Source organism: Burkholderia sp. b14 (assembly GCF_900156195.1).
Taxonomy (GTDB): Bacteria; Pseudomonadota; Gammaproteobacteria; order Burkholderiales; family Burkholderiaceae; genus Mycetohabitans.
In genome coordinates this window covers 2,646,384-2,666,149 of the sequence record NZ_FTPJ01000003.1, presented here as the reverse complement: position 1 = coordinate 2,666,149, position 19,766 = coordinate 2,646,384, and the positions used below count along the sequence as shown (strand labels likewise).

Here is a 19,766-nt window from a genome sequence, read left to right as displayed (position 1 = left end):
ATGACCAAGAGAAAAGTGATTCCGAGTCTGCGTTCACTCGCAGATCAAGAGCGCGCGACAGCCAAGAAGGCCCGCGCATCGTGGCAGATGTTCACGATTATGGCAGAGTTTATCGAGGCGACCGAGTACCTGTCGGAAATCCGCCCGGCCATCAGCATTTACGGTTCTGCCCGGCTTAAGCCGAACTCGCCATACTACAAGCTCGCCATGCAGATTGCCCGCAAGCTGTCCGATGCCGGCTTTGCAGTGATCTCCGGCGGCGGCCCCGGCATCATGGAAGCCGCCAACAAAGGCGCGCACGCGGGCAAGGCGCCTTCGGTCGGCCTGAACATCGAGTTGCCGCATGAGCAAAGCGGCAACCAGTATCAGGACATCTCGCTGCGCTTCAGACATTTCTTCACCCGCAAGGTCACGTTCGTAAAAAATTCTGACGCGGTGATCGTGATGCCCGGCGGATTTGGCACGCTCGACGAGCTCGCGGAAGTGCTGACGCTGATCCAGACGAAAAAATCGCGCCATGTGCCGATTATCCTGGTTGGCTCCACGTTCTGGAAAGGTCTGTTGGACTGGTTCCGCGACGCGCTTGAACCGATGGGGCTGATCGGCCCACACGACATCGATTTGATGCAGGTGATCGACGAGCCGGACAAGGTGCTCGAGGCCGTGCTCGCATTCTACGAGGAGCGGGCGCCGGCCGAGGGTGCACAGCCTCCGGCCAAGAGCGATGAAGACCGAATGTTCTACCTGTAGGCGCTACTGGAACGCGACTTCGGCAAAGCTGCGCAGCTTGAAGCTGCACTTCTTTTTGGTATCAGTGGGTTACAACGTCTGTTGTGATTCCGTCTTTGGCGTCACAAATCGCATGGCTGGTCGTGAGGCAGCTTCACAGATCGCTTCGTCGACGAAATCGTTTTTTGTTTGATTTTACAAAGGGGCGGACAAACTGGGACGAAATAAGCTTGACCTAATGGCCGAAACCAGTCAGTTCCCGAGCCATGTAATGGGCCCCTGCGCAGGCTTCCATTGCTACGATACAGGCGTGAAAGTTACTGAAGAATTTGATCAGTTGCTGACGCGACACCTTCTTGCGAAGCAAGCCAGGCCAGATTTATTCTACCCGTGGAGGTGAAATGAACGCTTGCCGAGATCAATTCCAATGATCGCCACGTCTTGCATGACATAGGCCTCCAGTTGATGAATCTGTTTAGCGTAACCCCACTGGGCATAACTCTCTGGCAGGTGGGGAAAGCTGCCTGCGGAACTGCGCAAATCGGTCGCATAGGATCAAGGCATGGAACTCGCATAGCACAAGCAATTCGCAGTTGCGATCGACGCGCAGGTCTACTTCTGTGATCCACAAAGCCCGTGGCAGCGAGGCACGAATGAGAATACCAACGGGTTGCCTCGACAGTACTTTTCCAAAGGCACCAGCCTGGCCGGCTACTCGCGAGGCGATCTGAACAATATCGCTTTGCAATTGAATCAGCGACTCAGAAAGACATTGGGTTCATGAGGCCAGCAAATAAATTAAACGCCAGCATCGTTGCTGCATTCCCCGGTTGAACCCGCCAGTGCGAAGCTGGCAATGTCAAAATCCCTAACTTTAAGCGACCTTACACAATCTATTGCAATAATAATCCATGATTTTGCATTATTGTTTCACCCATAAGCCATTTAATTAAAATTGTAGTTTGACTGGGAATAAGCTATATTTTTTGCGGGACCACTCGTTTTATGGGACCGTTCAAATTGTGAATTAGTAAACTTCTTTGCAGGGGTGAGGTTAACCATGCGCAAAACAATCAAACTTATTTTGGTGCTTTTGTTCTCGCTTGTGGCATCGTCAGCTTGGTCCGATGTCGGGGACGTTGATACTGAAGGATACTCTATGGTTATCCCAAATCAAACTAGCACAATACGGGTCCAAGATGTTCAAGTGACAAACGTCGTGGAAGAAGGCACTAAATGTCCTGAGAACGGTCGCCAAGCTAGGAACGCCAATGGAACACCACTTTTTTGTCAATCCGGTGTGTGACGGCTGGCCGTTTCACTTCCGCAACATCAAATTCCACAATATCAAACTGTCTCCGACTATGCGTGTGGAGTCGACAATTTGATCATCTCGTGTCCAGCCGGCTGGCAAGTTATAAGTGGCGGCGGAAACGTATGGGCACCCCAATGCGGTGCACAACCAACCGGTGGAACAAGTGACGGTAGAGGTTTTTGGATGTCTGTCGGACTTGACGTTTCGCAACCGACTAGCGACATGACGGGATGGTGGATCGGTGGCATGCATGACAAGTCGCTAGGTGATAATCTACAAGGGTTTGCAATTTGCATGAAGCAGTAATTAATAGGCCTGCCAAATCTGGCGTGTGGTAACCTTATTTACCGAATGTCCGCCAGATATCGACAGCGGGTCTCTCTCGTGTACTTTGGCGACAGCTTCATGTATTGGTACGCCAAACGTTGAGCCATTATTGCTTTTGTCGTCTGGTGTGTGAATGCCAGTAGGCGTCCAACTTTCCAAGTGCAGTTCATGCATTTCTCAGTTGGACGCTTTGCTTCTATTCGGACGAAGGGATCCCACGTGAGCCACCGCACATCCATGCTGGGGCAATGGCAATGATGCGAAATTATGGTTGTATCCTGATGTGCGAATTGCTTACAGCGACGGCTTTAACCGTTAGTAGCAGTTGGCGAAGCCGCCAATTCCCCGCCTCATCAGGCTTTGCTACTGAAATGCCACCTCAGCAAAGCTGCGCAGCTTGCGGCTGTGCAGCCGGTCCAGTCCGTTGGTGCGCAGCAGCTCCATCGTCTTCACGCCAATCTGCAGGTGCTGGTCCACCTGCGCACGGTAGAACCGATCCGCCATGCCCGGCAACTTCAGTTCACCGTGTAGCGGCTTATCGGATACACACAGCAACGTGCCGTACGGCACACGGAAGCGAAAACCGTTCGCCGCGATCGTCGCGCTCTCCATGTCGAGCGCGATCGCCCGGCTCTGCGACAGCCGCAGCACCGGTTCGCGATGATCGCGCAGTTCCCAGTTGCGATTGTCGGTGGTGGCGACCGTGCCGGTGCGCATTACGTGCTTAAGCTCGGCACCATCGAGCCGCGTGACCTGCGCGACGGCCCGCTCCAGCGCCACCTGCACTTCGGCCAACGCGGGCACCGGCACCCACAGCGGCAAGTCGTCGTCGAGCACGTGGTCCTCGCGCACATAGCCGTGCGCGAGCACGTAGTCCCCGAGCCGCTGCGTATTGCGCAAACCGGCGCAGTGCCCGAGCATGATCCACGCGTGCGGGCGCAGCACCGCAACGTGATCGGTGATCGTCTTCGCATTGGACGGCCCCACGCCGATATTGATCATCGTGATGCCGCTGCCGTCGGCGCGCTTCAAGTGGTACGCGGGCATCTGCGGCATGCGTGCCACCGGTAGCCCCTGTTCCGGCTGCTCGCCCAGGTTCGCGTTGTACGTGATCACATCGCCGGGCTCAACGAACGCGACGTATTCGCTGCGATACGCGCGCTCGCGCGCATCGTCGGCGCGTGCCATCAGCGAACGGCCAAGCTTGACGAACTGGTCGATGTAGAACTGGTAGTTCGTGTATAGCACGTAGTTCTGGAAGTGCGTCGGCGACGTCGCCGTATAGTGCCGCAGCCGGTGCAGCGAAAAGTCCACTCGCGCCGCGGTGAACAGGGCCAGCGGATGCGGCTCACCAGGCGGCGTCTCGTACGTGCCGTTGACAATGCGGTCGTCCAGCAGCGACAAATCCGGCATGTCGAAGAGGTCGCGCATCTGCCGTAAGCGGTCCACGTCCAGCTCGCCCTCCAAGTGGATGCCTTCCGCAAACGCAAAGTGAATCGGAATGGGCTGCCGCGACACCCCGATCTCGATCGACGCCTTATGGTTCTTCACGAGCAGTCCCAGTTGTTCGCGATAGTAGTCGGCGAACAAGTCCGGCCGGGTCACCGTGGTTTCATAGACGCCGGGGCCCGCGACGAAGCCATACGAGTGGCGTGAATCGATATGCATATTGATGTCCGTGCGAATCCGCACGAACGGATAGCAGGCGCGGATATGCGCCTCGATACGTTCACCGCGCCGATACCGTTCGAATGCATCGCGCAGCGATGCACTGCTGGCATCATAAATGGTGGACAGCCGCTCGACGGCCGCGGCGGGATCGTCGAAGGCTTCGGTGCAAAACGTGGCAGACGCGTTAATCACATTCATTATTCGATTTCCTCGGAGCAGGCGCGACGGCCTGGGTGCGGGAGCGCACAGGGCCGTGCCGATCGGCGCCAATCCACATTATCACGGAACACGGCTGCGATGCGGGGCGCGAAAAAAACGCGGCAACGGCGTCACGCTGGCGCCTATGACGCACGCTGGTTTGATAAAATCGCTTTACCGTCTCGGAGAATTGTCATGAAGCCGTTCCACACTGCGCTTGGCGCAATCCCTCGCGGCGCGACCCGGTTCGCGACCATGCTGGTGGCGGCCACCCTGGCGCTGGCCACCACGATGGTCGTTGCGGCCAGCGCGCCACAACCGGACGCCGCGGCAACGCCGGACACCGCCGCGTCGCAGGATGTGAACGAGGCCGTCGGCTTGCCGAATCTGAAGGCAATCAACCGGCCGGCCGGCGTCGCGCATTCGACAGTAGAATTCAACGCGCCCCGCACACCGAGCTTTTACGAAAAGAGTCCGAACGGCACATCGATCACCGAATATCGCGATCGTGGCAAACCGGTCGACATCCAGGTCCATTCGAACTTCGGCACGCGCTACCAGATGAGCGCCTCGCCGGACGTTTCACCGCAAGTGCACGAGAGCGGCAAGCCGTCCACGCGACTGCCGTCCTTGCAACTCAAGTACTGACCGCCTCGGTGGTCGGCATGCTATGCCGGCCGCACGCGCCCCCCTGCCGCGCCCCGCTGGCGGCAGCCTTTGAACCTGTCCAACGACGTCTGCATGGCCGTTTTCACCGCCGTTCCCGAAGCCCGGCTCGCCGCCTGGGTTCAGCACTACGAGATAGGCGAGATCATCGATTTCCGCGACATTGCGTCGGGAATCGAAAACAGCAATTTTTTCTTGACGACAACCACTGGCGAGTACGTGCTGACGATCTTCGAGAAGCTTGCCGCACACGAGTTGCCGTTCTACCTAGAATTGATGCGGCATCTAGCGGCGCATCACGTGCCGGTGCCCGACCCGATGCGCCGCGACGACGGCGCGTTGTTCGGCATACTGATGGACAAGCCCGCCGCGATCGTGACGCGGCTGGACGGCTCGCCGCGGCTAGCGCCGCAGATTACGCACTGCACCGAAGTCGGACACATGCTGGCGCGGATGCACGTTGCCGGACGAGATTTCCCGATGCACCAGCCGAATTTGCGCGGCCTGCCCTGGTGGCGAGACAATGTCCCAGCGGTGTTGCCCTACGTGACCGATGCGCAGCACCAGCTGCTGGTCAGCGAATTAGCGTATCAGCAGGCGTTCTTCGCGTCGCCCGACTATGCAGCGCTGCCCGGCGGGCCATGCCACTGCGATCTATTCCGCGACAACGTGCTGTTCGCGCTGCGCGACGGGCGCGATACGCTCGGCGGCCTCTTCGACTTCTATTTCGCTGGCTGCGACAAGTGGTTGTTCGATGTCGCCGTGACCGTCAACGACTGGTGTGTCGACCTGGACACCGGTCACCTGGACCAGGCGCGAACCCAGGCGTTGCTGCGCGCGTACCACACCGTGCGACCGTTTACCCCTGCCGAGACGCAACATTGGCGCGATATGCTGCGTGCCGGTGCGTTGCGCTTCTGGTTGTCCCGACTCTATGACTTTTACTTGCCACGCGACGCTCACCTGCTCAAGCCGCACGACCCCGCTCATTTCGAGCGTGTGTTGCGCGAGCGCATCGGCGCCGACGCGTTGCCGTGGCTTTGACTCCTCTGCTATGCGACTGATCGAGGCACCCGCGAAATCCGGCTATATCTGGTTCCGCCAAGGCATCTGGCTGTTCCGCAAGAACCCGCTGAGCTTCCTGGCAATTTTCTTTACCTATTTGTTCTCGATGATGCTCGTCGCGCATGTGCCGGTGGTCGGCTCCGCGCTGTGGCTGATACTCGTGCCGGGTTTGTCCGTCGGGTTCATGAGTGCATGCCGCGACGTGATCGCCGGCAAGCACGTGTTGCCGCTCGCGCTGTTTACCGGCTTTCGCGCGCATGGCGGCGGCGTCGCGCGGCAGCTGTTGCAACTCGGGCTGATCTACCTTGTACTAGTCACCGCGGGCCTGTTCTTGACGTCGCTGATCGACGGCGGCTCGCTGCTGAAAACCGTCGTCAGCGAAGCGAAGCCGAATGACGACGTCGCCTCCAGTCGCCTGTTCCTTTCCAGTATCGCGCTCGGCTTCGTCATCTACGTGCCGACGATGATGCTGTTCTGGTTCGCGCCACTGCTGACCGCCTGGCATCGCGTGCCGCCAGTCAAGGCGATGTTCTTCAGCTTCGTGGCCTGCTGGCGCAACCGCGGCGCGTTCCTCGTCTATCTAGCCACGTGGTTCGCAATTGTGATGGGCGTGTCGCTGGTGCTCGGTTTCGTGCTGAGCGTGTTCGGCCTAACGAGCGGCGCGTTGACTGCGCTGTTGCCGGTCAGCGTGATCCTGTGGACGATGATTTACTGCTCGTTCTACGCGACCTATCGCGGCTGCTTCAGCGCCGAGCAGCACGCCGGGCCGCCGCCTACCGCATAAGCCGTCGCGGCATTCGCAGCAGCGCCCATCGCAGTGCTGTCGCGCGACCGTGCAACGGCACCGTTCGACCACCGCTGGGATTCATGATACTCACCGCTTGCGATCCGTCGTACTCACCACCGGGCCCGTCGTACCCATCGCTGCCGGTTCGTCACACTGACTGCAGTTTCGCAACCGCGAGCGCAAGCCATTTGGTGCCGTGCCGCTTAAATGCGACCTGTGCCTTCGCGTCCGTGCCGCCCCCCTCCAGCGCGGTGATCATGCCCTCGCCGAATTTCGCGTGGAAGACGGATTGGCCGATCCGGAAGCCGCTTTGCGCGGCGCGCTGCTGGTCCGCGAACGCCGGCGCCGGCGCCCCGTCGTCAAAGCGCGCATTGCCATACGGCGCGTCGTCGCGCCGGACGCTGCGGCCGAACCAATCGCGGCCCCATCCAGCATTGTCGCCGAAACCGGCACGCTGACCCCAGCGTGAACCGGGCTCCAGCTTGGGCGTGAGCCACTTCAACACCTCGGCCGGCAATTCGTCAAAGAAACGCGAGCGCACATTGTAGCGCGTCTGGCCGTGCAACATCCGGCTTTGAGCGAACGACAGATAGAGCCGCTCCTTGGCACGCGTGATTGCAACGTACATCAGGCGCCGCTCTTCCTCGAGCCCATCTTGTTCCGTCACGCTGTTCTCATGCGGGAACAGGCCTTCCTCGAGTCCGGTGATGAACACAGCGGCAAATTCGAGCCCCTTGGCGGCATGCACCGTCATCAATTGCACCGCGTGCTCGCCGGCCTGCGCCTGATTGTCGCCCGCCTCGAGCGACGCATGCGACAGGAAGCCGGCAAGCGGCGTCATCTGCTCGGGATTCTGCGCCGGTGCGTCGATGCGCGACGCCTCCAGTACAGCCTGCTCGCCATCCTCGTCCGGCCCCCGCAGCGCGGCAGCGCGGCCCGCGCCCGACGCGAGCGGGATCGAGCGCGCCGGCGTATCGAGGCCATAGCCCTCCTCGGACACGAACGCGCTGGCCGCGTTGACTAATTCCTGTAAGTTCTCGATGCGCTCCTGACCTTCACGCTCGTTGGCATAGAATTGCTCCAGCCCGCTGAGCCGAATCACCGCCTCGACCGTCTCCGGCAAGCTCATCGCACGGGTCTCGCCACGCATCCGCTCAATCAACGCGAGAAACCCGCCAAGCGCCTGGCCGGCCTTGCCGGTCACGTAGGGAATTGCCTGTGCCATCGAGCAGTTGTACAGCCGCGCGGCATCAGCCAGTTGCTCAAGCGAACGTGCGCCAATGCCACGGGTCGGAAAATTGACCACCCGCGCAAACGCGGTGTCATCGCTCGGATTGTCGATCAGCCGCAGGTACGCGAGCGCATGTTTGACTTCTTGACGCTCGAAAAAGCGCAGTCCACCGTAGACCCGGTACGCAATCCCGGCATTAACCAGCGTGTGCTCGACCACGCGCGACTGCGCGTTGCTGCGATAAAGCACCGCGATCTCATCGCGCGACAGGCCCGTGTCGATCAGGGCGCGGATTTCCTCGACGATCCAGCCGGCCTCCTGCGAATCGGTCGTCGCTTCATAGACCCGCACCGGCTCACCGTGGCCAGCATCGGTACGCAGGTTCTTGCCGAGCCGTTTCGAATTGTGTGCGATCAGCGCATTGGCGGCATCGAGAATATTGCCGTGCGAACGATAGTTTTGCTCGAGCTTGATCAGGTGCCGGACGTTGAACTCGCGCTCGAAATCAAGCATGTTGCCCACGTTGGCGCCGCGGAACGCGTAAATCGACTGATCGTCGTCGCCGACCGCGAATATCGCATTATGCCCGCCAGCCAGCAGCTTCAGCCACGCATACTGCAGCTTGTTGGTGTCCTGAAATTCGTCGACCAGGATATGCCGGAAACGGGCCTGGTAATGTGCCCGTAGCGTCGGATTGCGTTGCAGTAGCTCATGGCAGCGCAGCAGCAATTCCGCAAAATCGACGACCCCCTCGCGCTGGCATTGTTGCTCGTAGGCGGCATACAGCTCGACGCATTTGCGATTGAAATTGTCGCTCGCATCAACCTGCTCAGGCCGCAAACCTTGCTCCTTCGCATTATTGATGAAGTACTGCAGACTCTTTGCCGGATATTTCTCATCGTCGACGTTCAGGCCCTTCATCAGCCGCTTGATGGCCGACAACTGATCTGCCGTGTCCAAGATCTGGAATGCCTGCGGCAACCCGGCATCGCGGTAATGGGCGCGCAGCATCCGGTTGCACAATCCGTGGAACGTGCCGATCCACATGCCGCGCGTATTGATCGGCAGCATTGCGTCCAGGCGGATCAGCATCTCGCGCGCCGCCTTGTTCGTGAAGGTGACGGCCAGGATACCGGCAGGGCTCGCCTCGCCGCGCGAGATCAACCATGCAATGCGGGTAATGAGCACGCGCGTCTTGCCGCTGCCCGCGCCGGCAAGAATCAGGGCCGGCTCGTTCGGCAGCGTCACCGCTGCATATTGTTCGGGATTCAGTTTGGCAAGCAAATCAGACATGAGCGGCCTTGGTCACAACAAGCTTGTCATTATACGGCCGCAGTCGGCCCGGGCACGCGGAGGATGCGCACGGCATGCAGCCCCACAGCGACAGGTGCCGCAGCATGCGACGGCGCAACCGGTGCTGGCGCATCACCGGCTCCCTTATAATTGACTATGATGATTTATTCCACCGCATTTTCACCGTCTTTCCGGCAGATTTCGACAATGAGCGACAGCGATACCACGCTTGCAAAAAGTTTTGAGCCTTCGACGATCGAGGCGTATTGGGGCCCAGAATGGGAAAAGCGTGGCTACGCGAAGGCAACCTTAGACCCACAGCGGCCCGACTTCGCGATTCAGCTGCCACCGCCGAACGTGACTGGCACGCTGCACATGGGCCACGCGTTCAACCAGACCATCATGGATGGATTGGCGCGTTACCACCGGATGCGCGGCGAGAACACGTTGTGGGTGCCCGGCACGGACCATGCGGGCATCGCCACGCAAATCGTCGTGGAGCGCCAACTCGACGCGCAAAAGCAATCACGACACGAACTGGGGCGGGAGCGCTTCGTCGAGCGCGTCTGGCAATGGAAACAAGAATCGGGCTCCACGATCACGCGGCAAATCCGGCGGCTCGGCGCGTCCACCGACTGGTCGCGCGAGTATTTCACGATGGATGAGCGCATGTCCCGCGTCGTCACCGACGTGTTCGTGCGCCTCTACCAGCAAGGGCTGATCTACCGCGGCAAACGGCTCGTGAACTGGGATCCGAAGCTGAGGACCGCGGTATCGGACCTGGAGGTGGTCAGCGAGGAGGAGGACGGCAAGCTATGGCACATCCGCTATCCGCTCACTGACGGCTCAGGCTACCTGAGCGTGGCGACCACACGGCCCGAGACGATGCTCGGCGACGTCGCAGTCATGGTCCATCCGCAGGACGAGCGTTACGCAGCGCTGATCGGCAAGAGCGTCACACTGCCGCTGGTGGGACGCGAGATCCCAGTGATCGCCGACGACTATGTGGAACGCGAGTTTGGCACCGGCGTGGTCAAGGTCACGCCAGCGCACGATTTCAACGACTACCAGGTCGGGCAACGCCACGGATTGCCGCAGATCGTTGTGCTCACGCTCGATGCGAAGATTAACGACAACGCACCGGCCGCCTACCGCGGGCTGGACCGTTTCGACGCGCGCGAGCGCATCGTCGCGGACCTGGACGCGCTCGGCTTGCTCGAGTCGGTCAAACCGCACCGGTTGGTCGTGCCGCGTGGTGATCGCACGCAATCCATCATCGAGCCAATGCTCACCGATCAGTGGTTTGTCGCGATGAGCCGGCCGGCGCCCGAAGGTACGTTGCATCCGGGCAAGTCGATCGCGCAAACCTCGCTGGACGTGGTGCGCCACGGCCAGATCAAGTTCGTGCCGGAGAACTGGACCACTACGTACTACCAGTGGCTAGAGAATATCCAGGACTGGTGCATCTCGCGCCAACTCTGGTGGGGCCACCAGATTCCCGCTTGGTATGCGGACGATGGCCAAGTGTTCGTCGCGCATAGCGAGGCCAACGCCCTGGCACAGGCCCGCGCCCAGGGCTATAACGGCGCGCTCAAGCGCGACGAGGACGTGCTCGACACGTGGTTCTCGTCCGCGCTCGTGCCATTCTCGTCGCTTGGATGGCCGCAATCGACGCCGGAACTCGAGCACTTCCTGCCGTCATCGGTGCTGGTGACGGGCTTCGACATCATCTTCTTCTGGGTCGCCCGAATGGTGATGATGACCACCCATTTCACCGGCAAAGTGCCGTTCCACACCGTGTATGTGCACGGCCTGGTGCGCGACGCCGAAGGCCAGAAGATGTCCAAGAGCCGCGGCAACACGCTCGATCCGATCGACATCGTCGACGGCATTGACCTGGAAACACTCGTCGCTAAGCGCGTAACCGGGTTGATGAATCCGAAACGGGCGGCATCGATCGAGCAAAAGACGCGCAAGGCATTCCCGAATGGGATTCCCGCCTACGGCACCGACGCGCTGCGCTTCACGATGGCGTCGATGGCCACGCTCGGGCGCAACGTAAACTTTGATTTGGCGCGCTGCGAGGGCTATCGCAACTTCTGCAACAAATTATGGAACGCCACGCGCTTCGTGCTGATGAATTGCGAAGGGCATGATTGCGGTATCGTGCCATGCCAAGGTGATTGCGGGCCGCACGGCACGCTCGACTTTTCGCCCGCCGACCGGTGGCTCGTGTCGCTGTTGCAACGGGTCGAGGCCGACGTCGAGAAGGGCTTTGCTGACTATCGCTTCGACAACATTGCAAACACGATCTACAAGTTCGTCTGGGATGAGTATTGCGACTGGTACGTCGAATTGGCCAAGGTTCAGTTGCAAACCGGCACGCCGGCGCAGCAGCGCAGCACGCGGCGCACGCTGCTCAGCGTGCTCGAGACCATTCTGCGACTCGCGCACCCGCTGATGCCGTTCATTACCGAGGCGTTGTGGCAGAAAGTCGCGCCGCTGGCGGGTCGGTATCCGGCCGGAACCGCAGCCGGCGACGCCTCCGTGATGATGCAGCCCTATCCACGCAGCACGCCGTCGAAGATCGACGAGCGGGCAGAACAGTGGGTTGCCGAACTGAAGGCAGTAGTCGATGCATGTCGTAATTTGCGCGGCGAGATGAATCTGTCGCCCGCCGCCCGCGTGCCGCTGGTGGTGGCCGGCGATGTCACGCGCCTGCGCGAATTCGCGCCCTATGCCCAAGCGCTTGCGCGGTTGTCGGAAGTCCAGGTGCTCGCAGACGAAGCCGCGCTCGACCAACAGGCGCACGGCGCGCCTGTTGCCCTTGTCGGCTCGAACAAGCTGGTACTGAAGGTCGAGATTGACGTTGCCGCTGAACGTGAGCGGCTGACCCGCGAAATCAACCGCATCGGCGGTGAACTGGCCAAATGCAATGCGAAGCTGCAAAACGAGCGTTTTGTGGCCCGCGCACCGGCCGCCGTCGTCGACCAGGAGCGCAAAAGATTGGCAGATTTTGAGTCGATGTTGGCAAAATTGACCACCCAACTCGGGCGGCTTTCGGCATAAAGTGCAGGGTTATCGGCTATAGCGAGGCAATCATTCTTGTCGCGCTATCCATTTCCCCATATCGGGCTAACATAGTACAACCGGAAACGAACAGGGTAATCGAAGATGCTCAAAGTTACTAAGGCAGTGTTTCCCGTGGCAGGTCTTGGCACACGGTTCCTCCCGGCCACTAAGGCGAGCCCGAAAGAAATGCTCCCAGTGGTCGACAAGCCGCTGATTCAGTATGCGGTTGAGGAGGCGGTTGCCGCGGGGATCACCGAAATGATTTTCGTGACGGGCCGCAGCAAGCGCGCGATCGAGGATCACTTCGACAAGTCGTATGAGATCGAATCAGAACTCGAGGCTCGCGGCAAGGACAAATTGCTCGAGTTGGTGCGCGGGATCAAGCCCAGCCACGTTGACTGCTTCTACGTTCGCCAGCCCGAGGCGCTCGGACTCGGGCATGCGGTGCTATGCGCGGAAAAGCTCGTCGGCGACAACCCGTTTGCGGTCATCCTCGCCGACGATCTGCTGTACGGTCGCCCGCCCGTGATGAAGCAAATGATCGAGGTATTCGATCACTACCACAGCTCGGTGATTGGCATCGAGGAAGTGCCGCACGAGGAAACGAAGTCGTACGGCATCGTCGACGGCAAGGAATGGGAAGACAACATCGTCAAGATGTCGGGCATCGTCGAGAAGCCGGCCCCGGAGGTCGCGCCATCCAATTTTGGCGTGGTTGGCCGCTATGTGCTCAAGCCGCGCATCTTCAGTCACTTGCGTGCACTGAAGCCAGGCGCGGGCGGTGAATTGCAATTGACCGATGCGATCCAGTCGCTGCTCGGCGACGAGCAGGTGCTCGCGTACAAGTACCACGGCACGCGCTTTGACTGCGGCAGCAAGCTCGGCTACCTGAAGGCAACCGTCGAATTCGCGCTGCAGCACCCGGAGGTTCGCGACGAGTTCGCCGAATACCTACGCACCCGCTCGCCGGTACTCGAAGGCTAACGCCGCGGCACGGCGCCGCAGCTTGCGGCGCATTTGCTCAACGCCGACGCATCAGAAATACGAATGTCTTGTCGGCGCCGGTGCTGGTTTCGACCAGTTCGTTGCCGGTCTGCTTCGCAAACGCGGCGAAATCCCGCTGCGAGCCGGGATCCGTCGCCAGCACTTTCAGGATCTGGCCGCTCTGCATGTCGGCCAATGCTTTCTTCGCGCGCAAAATCGGCAATGGGCAATTCAGCCCCCGCGCGTCGACTTCCTTGTGGACTTCCATCGAATCCCTACCGTTGGCTCAAACGCGATGCGGGTCCGCACCGCCTATGAATTGTAGCGGGAAACGGCGCTGGCAGCCTACATCGCCGGCATGCTGACTAGGCTACAGCGCTATCACGCCATGCCGCCGTTGCGACTCGCGCGGCGCTACACCGACAGCCATTGCCGAGCAATCGCCGGCGTCGCCTCGAACTCGCTGCGCTCACCGGCGAAGACGATCTCGCCAAAACCCGACGGACCGCGTCCCATCACGTAGACGCGTCGCGCCAGCTCCAACGCCATTGCGGCACGCTGCTCAATCAGCACAATCGCAGTGCCGCGCGCAGCCAGCGTCGCCAGTGCAACGCCAAGCTCATCGACAACACGCGGCGCGAGACCCTCGGTCGGCTCGTCGATGATCAACACGCGGGGCTGCGCAGCCCACGCGCGGGCAATGGCCAACATCTGCTGTTCCCCACCGGAGAGCACGCCCGCCTTCACGTCGGCACGGACACGCAAGCGAGGAAACAACGCGTACAGCGACTCGATCACCGCCGGACTCCGTGCGCGTCGCGGCAGGCCGAGCAGCAAATTCTGCGCGACGCTCAATGTCGGGAACACATCGCGGGTCTCGGCGACATAGCCGACGCCGGCGCGGGCGATGTCCACGGTGCGCAGCGTGCCGATCTGCATGCCATCGAGTTCGATTGAGCCACACCGCTCAACCAGACCGACGATGGCCTTGGCCAGCGTCGAACGGCCCACGCCATTGCGGCCGAATACGGCGATGATCTCTCCGCCGTCCACGTGCATTGATACGTGCTGAATGACTCGCACGCCCTGGTATCCGGCCTCCAGGTGGCGTACGTCGAGCCTCATGGCGCACGCGCAGGGCCCAGGTAGGCCTCGCGCACGCTCGGATTGGCGCGGATCTGCGCCGGCGTACCGGTGGTAATGACCACGCCATCGACCAGCACCGAAATCCGATCTGCAAGATCGAACACTATGTCCATGTCGTGCTCGATTAGCAGGACCGTGCGTCCGTCTGCCATCCGGCGGATCAAGGCAAGCGCCTCGATGGCCTCTGCCCGGCTCATGCCGGCAGTCGGCTCGTCCAGCAACAGCAGTCGTGCACCACTGGCCGTGGCCATGGCCAACTCAAGCGCGCGTTGTCGGGCATAGCTCAGTTGCGCGGCACGGGCGCTAGCCTCATCGCCCATGCCCACCACCTGTAGCCAGTCGAGTGCGCGCTTACGCAGACCGCGCCATGCAGCAGGCTGTAGCCAGCGACAAAGCGGCCCGCCGCGCGGGCAAAGCATCGCACAGCACATATTATCCAGTACCGACAATTGCGCGAACAAGCTGGGGGTCTGCAAGCCCCGCGCGACGCCGAGGCGGGCGATCCGATGCGCCGCCAACCGCCGGATCGCCCTATCGTCGAGGCGCACGGTGCCCCGATCGACCTGCGTGACGCCGCTGAGCACGTTGAATACCGTTGACTTGCCTGCGCCATTCGGACCGATCAACGCATGGATCTCGCCGGCCTGCACGTGCAGTCGCACGCCGCGCAACACAGGTGTCGCGCGATAACTGACATGGACGTCGTCCAGCGTCACATCGAGCGCCGGGCTGCTCGGCACTTCCGGCCGTATCGCCGGCACGGGATCCACTGGTTTCACTTGTTTCGCCGTACTGGCTGCTTGCCCCTGCGCACTGACGGCAGCGCCTGCGACGATGACTGGTGCGGTGACTTCGGATACGGCTGGCCCCGTGGCTGCCGCAGAAGCATGGGTTGAAGCCATCGCTGCCAAAGAAGCATGAGCCGAAGCCATGGCTGCCGCAGCAGCAGAGGTCGAACGCAAGCCCGCCGCAACCCGGCGCGACGAACGCGGCGCCGTGGCACGCAGCGCGAACGACGACACCGCCATCAATACCACACCGGCCACCGCTATGCCCCACCCATTGACGGCCTGCCAGCCCGGACTGATATCCGCGCCGGTATCGCCGAATCGCCATGCATAAACCGACTGAATCACAGCGATACCGCCGGCCAGCATGCCAAGCACTGCCAGAACACGTGCCATGCGTCGCCCGCTGAACCCCGGTAGCGCGCATCGCGCACGCCGGCTGTCTGCCAGTGATGGCGACACCCGGCGATGCAACCATGCACCGACCAGCCCGCCGGGCGCGAGTACCACAACGAACAGGAAAAAGAAGCCAACGTACATCGGCCACGCGCGGGTGATCGACGCCAAGCCGTTCGCGATCGACACATAAATCACGGCACCCAGTACAGGACCAGCAAACGTGCCGGTGCCGCCGATCACCACGGCGATCAACACAGTCGCGCATGTTGCAACGCTCGCATTGTCCGCAGTGGCGATCTCAAAGGTCACCACTGACAGCGCGCCGGCGACGCCGGCAAAAAACGCGGCGATGACCGTCATCGCCCATCTCACGCGCGATGGATCTACGCCGACGAATGCCGCCCGTCGCGGATTGTCGCGCACCGCATTGGCTACCCGCACGAGCGGCGTGCGCAATAACCAGGCAATCAGCATGCACGAGGCCAGTGCGACCGCGACCACCAGGCCGTAGGCCGAACGCGTCGAACCGAAATCGATACCGAGCCAGCCCGGGACGGCTCCGCGGTCGATCATCACGCCACCCACGCCGCCAAACCATTCCGGCACCGTGCTCGCGGCAGTTGCGACCAGTTCGCCGAGCCCTAGCGTCACCATCGCGAAGGTCACGCCGCCCCGGCGTGCACTGAGCCACCCGGCCGGGACTGCAACAAGCGCCGCACCTGCGCCGCCGACAACCGGCAGCCACGGCGCGGACAATGCCCACGCGTTGGTCGCACGCGCCGACGCTAACGCGCCGATGCCGTAGTACATCGCGTGGCCAAACGACAGCAGGCCGGTTTGACCGAGCAACAAATCGTACGACAGCGCGAATACAATCAGCACGGCCGCCTGAGACGCGAGCGCCAGCGCCGCGCCGCTCGGTTCGCCGTGCGCCAGCGGCAGCAGCGGCAGCACGGTGAGCACGGTCGCCAATATCAGCCCACCCCACGGCGGTCGCCGCATATTGCGGTCAAGCCATACGCCACGCGGGGTCTCGCGATGCGCCATCATGTGTCCGGCTCCGCATGACCACGCACTAGCCCGCCCGGACGCAATGCCAACACGATGATCAGCAATACAAAGGGCGTCACTGGCGCGAGTTGTGCTAACGTGATACGGCTCCATGCGCCGGCGTCGCCTACCATCGGCAACACCCAATGGAGCAGTGCGCCGAGCCGTATGTCGAGTCCGACAAGCAGCGTCTGCACGATGCCGAACAATAACGACGCGACGAATGTACCAGCCAACGAACCCATTCCACCAGCCACGACGATCACGAACACGATCGAACCCAGCGTTTCGGCCATCGACGTATCCGTAACGAATGCCACGCCGCCGAGCACGCCGGCCACCGCGGCAAGCGCCGCGCCGCCCGCGAACACCTGAGTTTGCACACGAGCGACGTCATGGCCCAGCGCCTGCACGGCGTGCGGATGCGTGCGCGCGGCCGCGATCACCAGGCCGATGCGGGAATACCGCAGCAGCAGCGCACAGAGGCCGAGCACGCCAGCGGAGATCGCCATCATGAAGGCGCGAAGACGAGAGAATGCCACTGCATGCCAATTCACCAGTGCGCCATCGAGCCACTGCGGCACGACGGCAGGCAACGGCGAGCGGCCCCATCCCAATTGCACAAACTCGGCGATCAGATACGCCAGGCCAAAGGTCGCCAGCAACTGGGCAAGTGGCCCGTGACGGTGCACGCGGCGCAGCACGCCAAGCTCGAAAGCGGCAGCCAGGCCGGCCACCGCGGCCGGCGCGAGGATCAACGCGGCGGCAAAGCCACCGTAGCGCGCGACCGTGTAGCCGATGTAGGCACCGAGCATGTAGAAACTCGCATGCGCAAAGTTCATCACGCCCATCAAGCTGAACACAAGTGTCAACCCGGCACACAACAGGAACAACAGCAACCCATAGCTCAGGCCATTGAGCAATACGACAACGAACGATTGCATCGCTAAATCCGCGGGCATTCGACGTATCGCGTCCGCCGCCCCGCTATCGAACCAGTGGGTCGAGCACCGCGCGCAACGGGTCGGTCAATCAGTTCGGCGCGGCAGCGCGGACAATACCGGTAGTCGCTGCCCAGCGCACCTGCGGGTGTCGATCCCATCATCGTTTTAAATGCGCGAAAGAGCCGCCTATTGTATCGGCTTTGAGGCGCCGCCTGGCCGCGCCGTGCATTGTCTGCCGCACGCCGACGACGCAACGGGCCAACAACGCAACGGACCAACGATGCAACGGGCCGGTGGGCGCGTGGCCGGTTAGCGCTCGCGCGCCCCTGCCGCACGGGCCACCGCCACCAACAGGGCCGCGCCGAGCAACAGCGCCGCCAGCGCGAGCCCGAGTGCGGGCGAGAACGATCCTGTGCGCGCAGCGATCGGCGCGGCCACCAGCGGCCCAGCGATCTGCCCGAGACCATAGGCGGCGGTCGCATAGCCCATCAGTCCAGCGGCCCTTTCGCCGTGCAGGCGGCGCGCCTCGCGCATCGCAAACAGCGTGATCGCCGTGAACGGCAGCCCGACCAGCAAACTACCGAGCGCGAAACCCGCGAGCGTCGGTAATGCGATACCAAGCCCGATGCCCACGGCCTGCATCACGTAGCAGATCGCCAGCGACAGCCGATTGTCCCAGTGTGCCGGCAGCCGTGCGCCCAGCAGCGCGCCCGGAATAATCGCCGCCCCGAACACCGGCCAAAACAGATCAGGCCATGGCGAGCCGGCGGGCAGCGCCTGTCGCGCGATGACCGGCAGGAACGTCGCGGTCATGATGTAGCCGAATCCAGCCAAGCTATAGAGCCCGCACAACCAGTACGCGTCGGCACGCGCGATGCGCATGGACGGTGACGGTGGCACGAGTTGAGACGCCGCGGATCCGTGGGACGTGGCCCCCATCCGGCCGTCGCCCGTTGGGCGTTCGGCCGCGAATCGCCGCCACACGAGCGCGGACAGCGCCGCCGACAGCAGGGCAAAGCTCAGCCAGCCGGTCGCCGCGCCGTCGTGCGTCACGGCACGGGTTGCCAGCCCGGTGATCAGAATCCCGACACCCGGCCCGGTATAGATCACCCCGCTCCAGCGCACGGCACCGGTACGGGCCAGCTGCCGCAAGCCCCATTGCGATGCAAACACGACCGTCCATGCGCTGATCACGCCCGCCATCGCGCGCAGCGCCGCCCACGCCCAGAACGCATCGGTCAGGCCCATCGCTGCAGTCAGCACGACCGTAGCGACGAGCCCGCCGCGTATCATCCGCGCGGGGTCCGCACGCAGCGCCGCACACGTCACCGCGCCCACGAAATAGCCAGCGTAGTTGAACGACGCGAGCCAGCCGCCGCCGGCGATGTCGAGCAGCCCGTCATGCAGCATCACCGGCAGCAGCGGCGTGAACGCGAACCGTCCGACGCCAAGCGCCACCGCGAGGGCCATCGCGCAGGCCAATGCCGTCCATGCCGGCGCGGTGTCCGCTGGGGCCTGCGCCAACGGCCGCACCCGATGCCCGCCCACGCACGAGTCCGGCGCTTGGGACGGCAGCGGGCTCGGCATGGCTGCCCTGGCACACGGAGCGTGCGTGGATTCGGCAGACGGTGAAGTCTGGTCGGGATGGGACAAGGACACGGCAACACCTCCGTAGGAAAACCAATGAGACGATTCGAGCGTAGCAGTATCGCACTATCTCAAAAAATGAATTATCCAGATATTTCACATCTTCATAAAACAACAATGGATCTTGCTGCGTTGTCGATCTTTCGCACCGTCGTTCGTGAAAAGGCATCACACGCGCCGCAGCGAAGCTGCATCGGGTGCAGTCAAACGTGACGACGCGGCTCAAGCAGCTCGAAGAGGCACTCGGCGTGCAGCTGTTCGTTCGAGAAGGTCGCAAGCTGGTGCTGACGTCGACGGGCCATACGTTGCTCGACTATGCCGAGCGCCTGCTTGCGCTGGCCGACAAAGCACGCGATGCGCTCGCCGACGAGCGTCCCCACGGCAGGCTGCGGCTAGGAGCAATGGAGAGCACTGCCGCAACGCGCTTGCCGCCCCCACTGCGTCCGCGGGCCGC

Annotated in this window: 13 protein-coding genes and 3 pseudogenes; 8 read left to right on the top strand and 8 right to left on the bottom strand. The window is 62.0% G+C overall.

Translation table 11 applies throughout. The annotated features are described in order from the left end of the window. The gene (locus B0B13_RS16790; RefSeq protein WP_076785160.1) at positions 1–750 is read left to right on the top strand and encodes an LOG family protein; all 750 of its coding nucleotides are present in this window, start codon (positions 1–3) and stop codon (positions 748–750) included. Positions 751–822: 72 nt separating this feature from the next. On the opposite strand, the pseudogene B0B13_RS17360 reads toward B0B13_RS16790, so the two are convergent. Continuing rightward, positions 823–1,176 (bottom strand): annotated as a pseudogene (locus B0B13_RS17360) (IS110 family transposase); the annotation flags it as partial. Positions 1,177–1,246: 70 nt separating this feature from the next. On the opposite strand from B0B13_RS17360, the pseudogene B0B13_RS19630 reads away from it, so the two are divergent. Continuing rightward, a pseudogene (locus tag B0B13_RS19630) lies at positions 1,247–1,513 on the top strand (IS30 family transposase); the annotation flags it as partial. Between the two features lie 1,221 nt (positions 1,514–2,734). Here B0B13_RS19630 and B0B13_RS16785 read toward each other — a convergent pair. Beyond that, the gene (locus B0B13_RS16785; protein WP_076785161.1) at positions 2,735–4,240 is read right to left on the bottom strand and encodes an AMP nucleosidase; all 1,506 of its coding nucleotides are present in this window, start codon (positions 4,238–4,240) and stop codon (positions 2,735–2,737) included. Between the two features lie 255 nt (positions 4,241–4,495). On the opposite strand from B0B13_RS16785, the gene B0B13_RS16780 reads away from it, so the two are divergent. The 3 genes from B0B13_RS16780 (at position 4,496) to B0B13_RS16770 (ending at position 6,755) form a co-directional block, all read left to right on the top strand. Beyond that, entirely contained in the window at positions 4,496–4,888 is a 393-nt protein-coding gene (locus B0B13_RS16780) for a hypothetical protein (RefSeq protein ID WP_076797413.1), read from the top strand. A 93-nt stretch (positions 4,889–4,981) separates the two neighbouring features. Further along, positions 4,982–5,950 (top strand): homoserine kinase, encoded by a 969-nt coding sequence (locus B0B13_RS16775; protein ID WP_076797141.1) that lies wholly within the window; start codon positions 4,982–4,984, stop codon positions 5,948–5,950. Between the two features lie 10 nt (positions 5,951–5,960). Further along, positions 5,961–6,755, top strand: a complete 795-nt coding sequence (locus B0B13_RS16770) for a BPSS1780 family membrane protein (RefSeq protein ID WP_076785163.1) — start codon at positions 5,961–5,963, stop codon at positions 6,753–6,755. Between the two features lie 151 nt (positions 6,756–6,906). Here B0B13_RS16770 and B0B13_RS16765 read toward each other — a convergent pair whose 3' ends face one another. Next, positions 6,907–9,282, bottom strand: coding sequence for a UvrD-helicase domain-containing protein (locus B0B13_RS16765; RefSeq protein WP_076797140.1), 2,376 nt, complete (start codon positions 9,280–9,282; stop codon positions 6,907–6,909). A 207-nt stretch (positions 9,283–9,489) separates the two neighbouring features. Here B0B13_RS16765 and B0B13_RS16760 point away from each other — a divergent pair, with 207 nt between their 5' ends. Next, complete coding sequence (locus B0B13_RS16760; protein ID WP_076797412.1) at positions 9,490–12,351, top strand: valine--tRNA ligase; 2,862 nt, start codon at positions 9,490–9,492, stop codon at positions 12,349–12,351. Positions 12,352–12,456: 105 nt separating this feature from the next. Then, positions 12,457–13,338 carry a UTP--glucose-1-phosphate uridylyltransferase GalU gene (galU, locus tag B0B13_RS16755; RefSeq protein ID WP_076785166.1) on the top strand — a complete coding sequence of 294 codons (882 nt, stop codon included), beginning with the start codon at positions 12,457–12,459 and terminating at the stop codon, positions 13,336–13,338. Between the two features lie 37 nt (positions 13,339–13,375). Here the strand turns inward: galU and B0B13_RS16750 are convergent, their stop codons facing one another. From B0B13_RS16750 to B0B13_RS16730, 5 genes are all read right to left on the bottom strand, one after another. Beyond that, complete coding sequence (locus B0B13_RS16750) at positions 13,376–13,606, bottom strand: sulfurtransferase TusA family protein (protein ID WP_076785167.1); 231 nt, start codon at positions 13,604–13,606, stop codon at positions 13,376–13,378. A 146-nt stretch (positions 13,607–13,752) separates the two neighbouring features. After that, positions 13,753–14,463 carry an ABC transporter ATP-binding protein gene (locus B0B13_RS16745; RefSeq protein WP_076785168.1) on the bottom strand — a complete coding sequence of 237 codons (711 nt, stop codon included), beginning with the start codon at positions 14,461–14,463 and terminating at the stop codon, positions 13,753–13,755. Next, positions 14,460–16,721: a branched-chain amino acid ABC transporter ATP-binding protein/permease gene (locus B0B13_RS16740; RefSeq protein ID WP_083703771.1), complete on the bottom strand. Its 2,262-nt coding sequence runs from the start codon at positions 16,719–16,721 to the stop codon at positions 14,460–14,462. The genes B0B13_RS16745 and B0B13_RS16740 overlap by 4 nt, the downstream gene beginning before the upstream one ends. Next, the gene (locus B0B13_RS16735) at positions 16,718–17,665 is read right to left on the bottom strand and encodes a branched-chain amino acid ABC transporter permease (RefSeq protein ID WP_076797410.1); all 948 of its coding nucleotides are present in this window, start codon (positions 17,663–17,665) and stop codon (positions 16,718–16,720) included. Before B0B13_RS16735 ends, B0B13_RS16740 begins: the two co-directional genes overlap by 4 nt. 309 nt (positions 17,666–17,974) lie before the next feature. Continuing rightward, positions 17,975–19,135 carry a YbfB/YjiJ family MFS transporter gene (locus B0B13_RS16730; RefSeq protein ID WP_076797409.1) on the bottom strand — a complete coding sequence of 387 codons (1,161 nt, stop codon included), beginning with the start codon at positions 19,133–19,135 and terminating at the stop codon, positions 17,975–17,977. Positions 19,136–19,429: 294 nt separating this feature from the next. Here B0B13_RS16730 and B0B13_RS16725 point away from each other — a divergent pair. Then, positions 19,430–19,743 (top strand): annotated as a pseudogene (locus B0B13_RS16725) (LysR family transcriptional regulator); the annotation flags it as partial. Positions 19,744–19,766: the final 23 nt, after the last annotated feature.